Origin of the sequence: Mesorhizobium sp. B2-4-17 (genome assembly GCF_006441275.1) — a bacterium.
Lineage (GTDB): Bacteria > Pseudomonadota > Alphaproteobacteria > Rhizobiales > Rhizobiaceae > Mesorhizobium.
Map to the genome: position 1 here is coordinate 60,536 of NZ_VFUX01000035.1, position 8,316 is coordinate 68,851.

9 protein-coding genes are annotated in these 8,316 nt (G+C 60.6%); 4 read left to right on the forward strand and 5 right to left on the reverse strand.

What is annotated here, in order from left to right; genetic code table 11:
• Positions 1-3: 3 nt before the first annotated feature.
• The 5 genes from FJ548_RS24500 to FJ548_RS24520 form a co-directional block, all read right to left on the reverse strand.
• Positions 4-1,026, reverse strand: coding sequence for an amidohydrolase family protein (locus tag FJ548_RS24500; protein WP_140693304.1), 1,023 nt, complete (start codon positions 1,024-1,026; stop codon positions 4-6).
• A gap of 74 nt (positions 1,027-1,100) precedes the next feature.
• Entirely contained in the window at positions 1,101-1,472 is a 372-nt protein-coding gene (locus FJ548_RS24505) for an MmoB/DmpM family protein (protein ID WP_056565037.1), read from the reverse strand.
• A 17-nt stretch (positions 1,473-1,489) separates the two neighbouring features.
• Complete coding sequence (locus tag FJ548_RS24510; protein ID WP_140693307.1) at positions 1,490-2,548, reverse strand: aromatic/alkene monooxygenase hydroxylase subunit beta; 1,059 nt, start codon at positions 2,546-2,548, stop codon at positions 1,490-1,492.
• Between the two features lie 47 nt (positions 2,549-2,595).
• A complete protein-coding gene (locus FJ548_RS24515) occupies positions 2,596-3,657 on the reverse strand; it encodes a 2Fe-2S iron-sulfur cluster binding domain-containing protein (RefSeq protein ID WP_140610909.1) in 1,062 nt (353 codons plus the stop codon).
• Between the two features lie 51 nt (positions 3,658-3,708).
• Positions 3,709-5,376 carry an aromatic/alkene/methane monooxygenase hydroxylase/oxygenase subunit alpha gene (locus tag FJ548_RS24520; RefSeq protein ID WP_056565045.1) on the reverse strand — a complete coding sequence of 556 codons (1,668 nt, stop codon included), beginning with the start codon at positions 5,374-5,376 and terminating at the stop codon, positions 3,709-3,711.
• Between the two features lie 563 nt (positions 5,377-5,939).
• Here FJ548_RS24520 and FJ548_RS24525 point away from each other — a divergent pair.
• Genes FJ548_RS24525 through FJ548_RS30010 form a run of 4 tightly spaced genes read left to right on the forward strand, consistent with a single transcriptional unit; the run spans position 5,940 to position 8,081 of the window.
• Positions 5,940-6,416, forward strand: coding sequence for a hypothetical protein (locus tag FJ548_RS24525; RefSeq protein WP_140779185.1), 477 nt, complete (start codon positions 5,940-5,942; stop codon positions 6,414-6,416).
• Positions 6,413-6,733 (forward strand): hypothetical protein, encoded by a 321-nt coding sequence (locus tag FJ548_RS24530; RefSeq protein ID WP_140779186.1) that lies wholly within the window; start codon positions 6,413-6,415, stop codon positions 6,731-6,733. Before FJ548_RS24525 ends, FJ548_RS24530 begins: the two co-directional genes overlap by 4 nt.
• A gap of 13 nt (positions 6,734-6,746) precedes the next feature.
• Entirely contained in the window at positions 6,747-7,874 is a 1,128-nt protein-coding gene (locus FJ548_RS24535; protein WP_140779187.1) for a WD40 repeat domain-containing protein, read from the forward strand.
• A gap of 30 nt (positions 7,875-7,904) precedes the next feature.
• Complete coding sequence (locus FJ548_RS30010; protein WP_181168894.1) at positions 7,905-8,081, forward strand: hypothetical protein; 177 nt, start codon at positions 7,905-7,907, stop codon at positions 8,079-8,081.
• Positions 8,082-8,316: the final 235 nt, after the last annotated feature.

Here is an 8,316-nt window from a genome sequence, read left to right on the forward strand (position 1 = left end):
CCCTTACTCCGCCGCGATGCTGAAGGGCGAACTGGCGAGCGCCTTCTTCTTGGCTTCGACGTCGATGTCGTAGAGACGCGCGGCGTTGAGGCCGAGGATCTTCTCCTTGATCTCGTCGGTCAGTTGCACACCCCGTTCGGCGGCGATATCCTGCGGGATCTGGTAGGCCCAGAATTTCTCGACCAGCCAGCGCGGCGTCCAGATCGCATAGTCGGAGCCGAACAGGATCTTCTCCGGCCCGAGCCAGAACAGAAGCTCGGCGATGACCTCGCCGAAATAGCGCGGGCGTGCGTGGATGAAGGGCAGTGCCACCGCCAAGCCGCCATAGACGTTGGTTTCCTGCGTGGCGATCCAGCAGAAATCGTCGAGACGCGGCAGGCCACAATGCTCGACGATCCAGTTGAGGCCCTGGAAATCCGTCGCCGCGTGGTCAACGTCATGCACGTCGAAGGCGTCCTTCGAAAGTGGAATGATCGTCGGTCCCTTGTGGACGTGAATGTTGCGGATGCCGAGCTTGTCGCAGAGTTCGAAGCATTTGTAGGCATCGGGATCGGTGAGCTTCCAGCCTTTGGAGGCGCCGTTCCACTCGGCCGTGTACATCTTCACGCCCTTGACGTTATAGGTCTCCTTGAGGAAGTGGATGTACTCCAGCGCCTTCTCGCCATCGCGCGGGTCGAAGGCGCCGTTGACGATGAAACGCTCGGGGTAGCGCTTGGCCACCTCGGCATTGCGCTCGATCGTGTTGAAGCCGTTCTTGTAGAAATCCTTGAGATAGGTCGACTGGACGATCGCCATATCGTCGGGACCGTCGATGAACAGGTCGCGATAGAGATCGTCGGCGCTGTATTTCTCGAACTTGCTCTTCTCCCACAGCTGTTCCTTGGGGCTCAAGCCCGTGTGGTAGGCATAGAAGCACTCGATGAACTGCTTGCCGTGGATGTTCTTCTGGTTCTCCGGGCTGCCGTCCCAGAAATGGGTGTGGCCGTCGACCACGAAAATGTCCTTGCCTTCCGGTGTTCTGTACATTGTTGCCTCCGCAGCAAATCGCGTTGAACGGTTCGGCGCGCCGCACCCAGCGGCGCGCCAGATTTTTTCGGTGGCTATTCGATGTATTCAAACATCTCGTCCATGTTGCCGAACAGGATCACGGTGTTGTCGTCGACGCGAACCATGCGGCCGTAATGGGTGGAGGTGTTGACCTCGAAGGTCTCGGCCGACATCTCACGGCCGAGATATTCGCCGATCGCGTCCATCTTGAAGATCAGCTTGCCGTCGCCGTCGATGCGGATCAGTGCCGGCTGGTAGGTGATGGTCACCCCAGGCTTCTGCCCCATGAATTCGGCGATGGCGCGTGCCTCGACCGAGTCGTTCATGGTGACGCCGCACTGATGCGAAATCGTCTGCTCGAAGGTGATATCCTTCATCGCCTTGAAGATGTTGGAATGCGTTGCGTCGCGTGCAGATAGTGACATGACGATTTTCTCCTGTTTCAGCGCTTGAGGCCGAGTTCGCCAAGGATCTGGCCAATCCGTTCCTCGGATTTGGCACGGACATCGACGAATGCGACGGGCTTGGAATGCGGCATCGACCAGATCGGCTGCAGGCCGGTGGCTGCCTTGTCGGCGAGTGCGCCGTGCTTCTTGACCCAGCCCTGGAAGAGCTTCTTGTTCGCCGCGCCGTATTTCTCGTCGTTGGCGAGCATGTGAATCAGGTCGATCGTGTTGGCGAGGTTGCGCTCGTAGTCCGCCTCGGCCGCCGAGATCACCGCAGGCGTGATGAAGTCGTGGTTGGCGGCGGCGATCTGCATCAGGAAACCGGAGCGGAACACCTCGCCGACCAGCGGCTCGAAGACGATGTTGATGGCGAAATACTGCTCGAGATAATCGGTCGCGCCCATGATGGTCTCGACCGCTTCGCGCGTGCCCTGCCAGTTCTTGTCCTCGAGCCAGGTCTTCTTGCCGAGTTCGTCGTCCCAGCCCGGCAGGTCCATGCCGATCTCGGCAAGGTAGAGCGTGATGTCCTGGGCAAGCCGCAGCTTGTATGACGAGTTGGTCAGCGTCGCGTTGTTGATCATCTGGGTGTAGCCGTAACGCTGCGCCTGCATCAGCGAGGTGCCGAGCCCGAATTCGGCATGTTTCCAGGCGCCGAGCTGCGTCTGCAGGATCTTGACCCAGGCCTTGTCGAAGGTCTTCGGCGCACCCGACTTGCGGGCATTGTTGATGACGCTTTGCACCATCGTCTCGATCTTCGACTGGCGCTGGTAGTGCGTGCGCTCCCACTCCTGGTCGGGGGCGCGGAAGGCATGCCAGTTGGAGCTCTGGGCGGCGGTGTTCTGCTTGACATAGGCGCCCTTGCCGTCGGCGAAGGAGATGATCCAGTCCTGGATCAGGTAGCGTTCCGGATCGGGCTGAACGTCGACCGTCATGTCTTCGTAGTGTGTGGCACGCTGGCCTTTCGGCTCGAAGTACCGGTATTTCCGGCTGTCGGAGTCGGCGAAGATCGCGGCACCAGCGGCACCGGAACCGACTGAACTCGAGGTTGCAGGCATAGTCTCTCTCCCTTGTTGCAGTTGTGGTTGGCTTGGCACGACCGCCCTCAATGGGCCGGCGTTGCGCCTGCCGATGTGGTGAATTTGTCGAAGAAGATCCGCTCGGTCTCGAAGCCGTTCATGAACAGCACCGGCTGCAGCGCATCGATCATCGGCGGCGGGCCACAGGCATGGACATCGCCCTGCCCGTCGACCGCCAATTGCTTGAGCTTGGCATCGACACTCTGGTGCACGAAGCCACGCTCGCCTTGCCATTCGGCGTCGTCATTGGCGTGCGACAGCACGGGAATGAAGGTGACGTCGGAATGATTACCGACCAACTCGGCGATCCTGTCGAGATAGAACAGGTCGTTGCGGGTGCGGGCGCCGTAGAAGAAATAGACCGGACGTTTCTCGCCGCTCTTCAGGTGGTCGTTGAGGATCGACCAGATCGGCGACATGCCCGAACCGGCGCCGACCAGGATTAGCGGTCCTTGCCGTTCGTCGCGGCGGAAGCAGGTTCCGTAGGGTCCGACGACGGTGACTTCGGCTCCGGCCCTGATGCCTCCGGAATCGAGTTCTCCCGAGAACTTTCCTTCGGGGTATTTTTTGATGATGAAGGAGAGTTTTTGGGTTTGGTCCGGCGTATTTGCCATGGAGAACGAGCGCGTAATCGTCTCCCCTTTTTGCGTGGTAACCGTGATGTCGACATATTGCCCCGCCCAAAACTTCATCGGCGAGCCGAGTTCGATCTCGATGCCGCGAATGTCGTGGGTCAGCTGCTCGATGCGAGCAATCCGGCCCTTGTATGTTTTAACGGCGATCGCCTTCGCCAGAATCTCCTCGTCGTAGTTGAGAAGCTCGACTTCCAGGTCGGAGTAGGCGATGCAACGGCACAACAGGACGTGCCCGTTTTCCTTCTCCATGTCGTTCAGCGCGAAGGTCGAGTATTTCAGCATGTCGACTTCGCCTTCGAGCAGCACGCTTTTGCAGGCCGAGCACTGCCCCTCCTTGCAGCCGTGCGGCAGCGCGATGCCCTGACGAAACGCGGCGTTGAGCACCGTTTCGCCATTCTCGACATCGAACTCGACACCGACTGGGCTGAGCCTGACCGTGTGGGTTTCCGACATACGGACCTCCAGTGAAGGCAAGGGGCGGGACGAACCCGCCCCCTGGCCTGATCAGTTGCAAGGATTGATGGTGAAGCCGGCCCGGTATTCGGCCAGATGCTTCTCACGGTCCGCGGGCGACATGGCACGCAGCGCGTTGAGCGGCGATCCGAGCGTGTTGCCACGCACATCGTCAAGCGTCCACATCTCCTTGTCGTCGAAGCGCAGATGCGGTTGCGGAACCAGCGTCTTGCCGTCGGAGCGGACGAAGTTCAGGTCCTTGATGGCATCAGCCAGGTCCCAGCCGTCATAGAGCGTCTCCCACTCGCGCTTGCCGCTGAAACGGCCCATCGCGGGCGTCGGACGGCCCTCATACTCGTCGTTGAAGGCGACCATCGTGGTCCAGCGGTCGAGCTCGTGAGCGAATGTGTAGAGTTCGCCGTTGATCTCGCCGACCACCATGTCCTCGCGGATCAGGCAGGGGACGAGGCAAGACCAGCAGCGGTGCGGATAGACGTAGCCGACATCGCTGTTGAACAGCAGCACCTTCTCGCCCTTGTGGCTGAGCTTGGCGTACCATTTCCAGAAGTCGCCGAATTCGGCGTACCAGCCCGGATACTTGTGCTCGAACCACTCGAAGTCCTTGTCCGTCTGGGCCTCGATGCGCCAGAAATTGACCGGCCAGCCGACCGCGAAGAACTGCCCGACCTTGTGGACGTAGTTCTTCTTGGTGATGCGCTCCCAAGCCGCCTGGACGTCGTCGTGATGGACCTTGATGCCGTATTTCTCGAGCGGCAGCATGTAGGTGCGATAGTAGTCCTCATAGATCCAGCGGTGCCACATTTCCGCGTAGGACTCCTTGTTCTTGTCGCGATTGGTGGTGCCGTATTCGATGAAAGTGCCGATTGCCGCATCGACGATCGCGTGGTTCTGCCAGAAGGCGTAGCGCAGGTCGCGTTCAAGCAGCAGATGGTTCTCCGGCTCCTTGAGCGCTGCCATCAGCAGCGAATGGCCATTGCCGATGTGCCGGCTCTCGTCCGACTGCACCGACAGGAAGACGGTCGGCAGCGCATAGTCGCCGTTGCGGGCGGCCTCCGAAGGCATGGCGACGAACAGTGTGTTGGTGAAGGCGGTCTCGGCCACCACGGTCAGGTACATGCAGGCGGCGGTCATCGTGTCGCCGGTGATGAAGCCTTCGGCGAACTGCCGGCCGATGGTGGTGGCGTAGCACTTTCCGAAGGCTTCCTCGGTGATGTCGAAGCCGGCCGGGTCGATGTAATTCTCCATGTACCATTTCTTCAAATTCATCTGGATCGTCGAGTGACGGAACTCGTCGATCATCTGCATGGTGAAGCCGGTTCTGAGTTCCTCACCGGGCGCGATGCGGGCAACCATCGCCATCGAGCGGGCGGCGGAGATTTCGGGGAAGGGAATGATGGCCAGGAAGAGCTTCATCCACTCGACCCAGCGCGGTTCGACGTTGCGGAACATGTCGCCGCGCAATGCCGCGTCGAGCGCGCCATAGACGCGATTGTCCTTTTCTTCCTGCATCGGGAAATAGGACCGCAAAACCTGTTTCATCGGGTCGCGCGGCGTCTTGTTGATCTTGTAGTCGGTCGGAAACGTCATCGCTTCCTGCACGTAGGAAGGATTCCAGCCGAGGTCGGCAATCTTCTTGGTCGCCTCGCCCACGGAGATTCCGCGCTGCGAGGTAATCTTGTTGAGCGTCAGAGACGTCATCTCATAAGCCTCCACCAGGTTTGAGCCGCGGGTCCCTTGACCCCGGCATGAAGCGGCACAAAAGCACCGCCAGTGAGAGTGCGAACGGCATGACAAGGGGTTGCGCGGCAACGCGCTCGACAAGGTCGGGCCGTTCAAGTGGATCGGGCAAAGGTGTTCGAGGCGTCTGGCGTGAGCTGCGAGACGCCGATCGCATCTGCGATGGCGTATCGAAGCCGATGTCCTGCTTCCTCCGGTCCTTCGTTCTTTTGGCCCGGCGTCAAAGCGCGGTGGGCTTCTTGTGCAAGAGACAAAGCAAACGTCGTGCCAGTTTGGCGACAGTGCCCATAGCTGGCACTCACAACAAAATTCCCGCTCTTTGCGCACATGGGCAAGGTGCAAACTGTAACCTTATTTTACAGATGTAACTTACGCATGTAATATTTAGTGTTATTTCGCATATGCGAGATATTCAGTTAGCAATCGCAGCAAACATCAAATTTCACCTCAAGCTATTTAACTTGTCATTTTTCTATACTACTTGGAGACGGCGGCCGGTGATGTCCTGGCGCTGGAGAAAGATCATGGCGAACGGTAAAGACAGCCAGGGGCCATCGGCGCCGATGTCCAGTCAGGCCGACGGCGTCACCGGCGATCTTGTCAGGCTCATGCCGCGCGACCTCGTCTTCGTCATGCGCTTCATGGGCGAGAGTCAGCACCGCCTGCAGAGCCATTTCCAGGACTTCATCAGGGGCGAGCTCGCAGCCGGCGGCGTGACCACGGAAACGCATCCGATGATCCATCTGTTCATCGAGAGCCACGCGATCCTGTTGCGCGACTTCGTGTTTTCCGGCGTTTCACTGACGCGCCAGTTCCGTGTCGAGGAGATCGAGCGCTTGACCGGCGACACGACATCGATGATCCGCGTCGACATCTGGGACCAGCTCAAGAGCCACATCGAGACGGCCGAAAAGCAGTTCCAGTCGCAGGCCGGCACGCTGCCCAGATTGCTGTCGGCCTTCGAAAAGCCGCTCGGGCCGATGGCTGGGAGGGAGAAATGAGCGGATCCGAAACCGCTGCGCGTGACGCGCTGCTCGCTCGCCGGCTCGATCTTGTCGCCGGCGTTTCCATCCTCACAGCGGAAGCACTGCGGCTCAACCAGAAACGCGCCGGCATCGAAATGGAGGTGCTGCGCCTCGAGTTGGAGATCGGCAGAAGCGGCGCCAGCGAGCAACTGGTGCGGGATTTGCATGAGACTGAGCAGAGCGCGGCGGCGATCATGCAGGCATGTGCGGCTTGCGAGGAGCGCATCGTGGCCGCCGAAGGCGATGTCGACGATGTCGATCGTCGGCTTGCCGCGATGGCGAACAAGGAGTGATGGGAGTGACACTGTGAACCAGCAGACGATGCAGAACCTGACCTTGTTCGATCTTCTAGCGCGCAGCTGGCGACGTCCGTCGGCTATCGCCGATCTTTGCTTCAGCGCCGATGGCTCAGCAGTCGCCTTCAGTTCCGTGGACGGAACCGTAGCCATCGCCGCGGTTACCGATCAGGAGCCGCCGGAATCGCGGATGCGAGTGAGCGGCGACCTCGGGCAGACGACAATCCGGCCGCGCGAAAAGCCGTCGGTGCCGTTGATCGCGTCGGCCGCGTTTGGCGATGGCGATGTGCCGATCATTGCCTATGGGCATTCCGGTTTCCTGGCCGGCGCGGCCAGTGGCGAAGTGCAACATCTCAGCGCCAGCGGCGACGTCGCCGCCCTGCCGATCAGGGTGAACGGACCGATTGTCGCCCTCGACCATAGCGCCAGGACTGATATGACGGCTGCCAGCAATGGGCACGATGTGTTCCTGTCGCGCAGCCAAGACAATGCCGTGCCGCTAAAGAACGCGACGACATCGCCCGCAAGTGCACTTGCCTTCTCGCCTGGCGGACGGCGCCTCGCCTGCGGTCTCGATGACGGATTGTCGATCTGGGCGGTTGAGGGAGACGCCGTCCTGATCCGCGAATCGTCTCTTCCAGCCCGACCGGTATCCATCCGCTGGAGCGTCGACGGCACATGGCTGGCCTGCGGGCTCGAAACGGGTGGCTTTGCCCTTGTCAACCTGGCCGATGGCCGCTCCGGCATTGTCGCGGGGTTTCCATCGCCGGTCCGCACGATGTGCTGGAGCCGGCCGGGCAATGCGCTTTTCGCGTCGGGCGCGTTCCGGATCGCCGGCTGGTCAATGACCGCCCCGCCCATTGACGGCGAAACCTCCGGGGCTCTTGAAACAGGCCGCGCCGGGCTGGTTCTGGTGGAAGCGGTGGCGGCGCACCCTGAGAAGAAGCTGATCGCAGCCGGCTACGCCAATGGCCGCATCGCTGTCGCCCAGATCGGCGGACGCGACGAGCTTCTCGTCAGGCCATTGGGCAGTGCGATCAGCGCGCTCGCCTGGTCGGGTGACGGTCGGCATTTGGCGGTTGGCGCGGTCGACGGCACCGCTGCGATCGTCACCTTCCCGGCACAGATGTTCAAATAGCGGACGCGGATCCGCGCAAGACAGGAGGATATGATGCAGGCTGAACTGAGCGCCGAGGAGAAGAGCAAGGACGCGTTTTTCGAACAGCTGGCAAAACTGTCGGAAGAAATGGTCGCCAAGCACGGCAAGGATTTCAGCATGGGTGCGCTGGTGCTCGCGGCGCGCTGGATTGCCGAAAACCGGGTTGGACGCTTGAAGACCAACTAGGAAGTTTCGTTGGCCTTGTGGGCGGTCGAGCGTCCCGGTGGACAATGGTCGCAACTGTCCTGCCCTTCAGCCGGCCACGATAAGACAACGGACATCTCCAACGGCGGAACTGCGCGGTGCACTGCCTCTGCGCCGGCCCGCTAGGCATTCGAACTGAACGCGGAGGGTGTGGGATTACAAATGATAATCAGGGGTTTAACGGATGGTTAGCCAACCCATATCCTTCGTATCATCT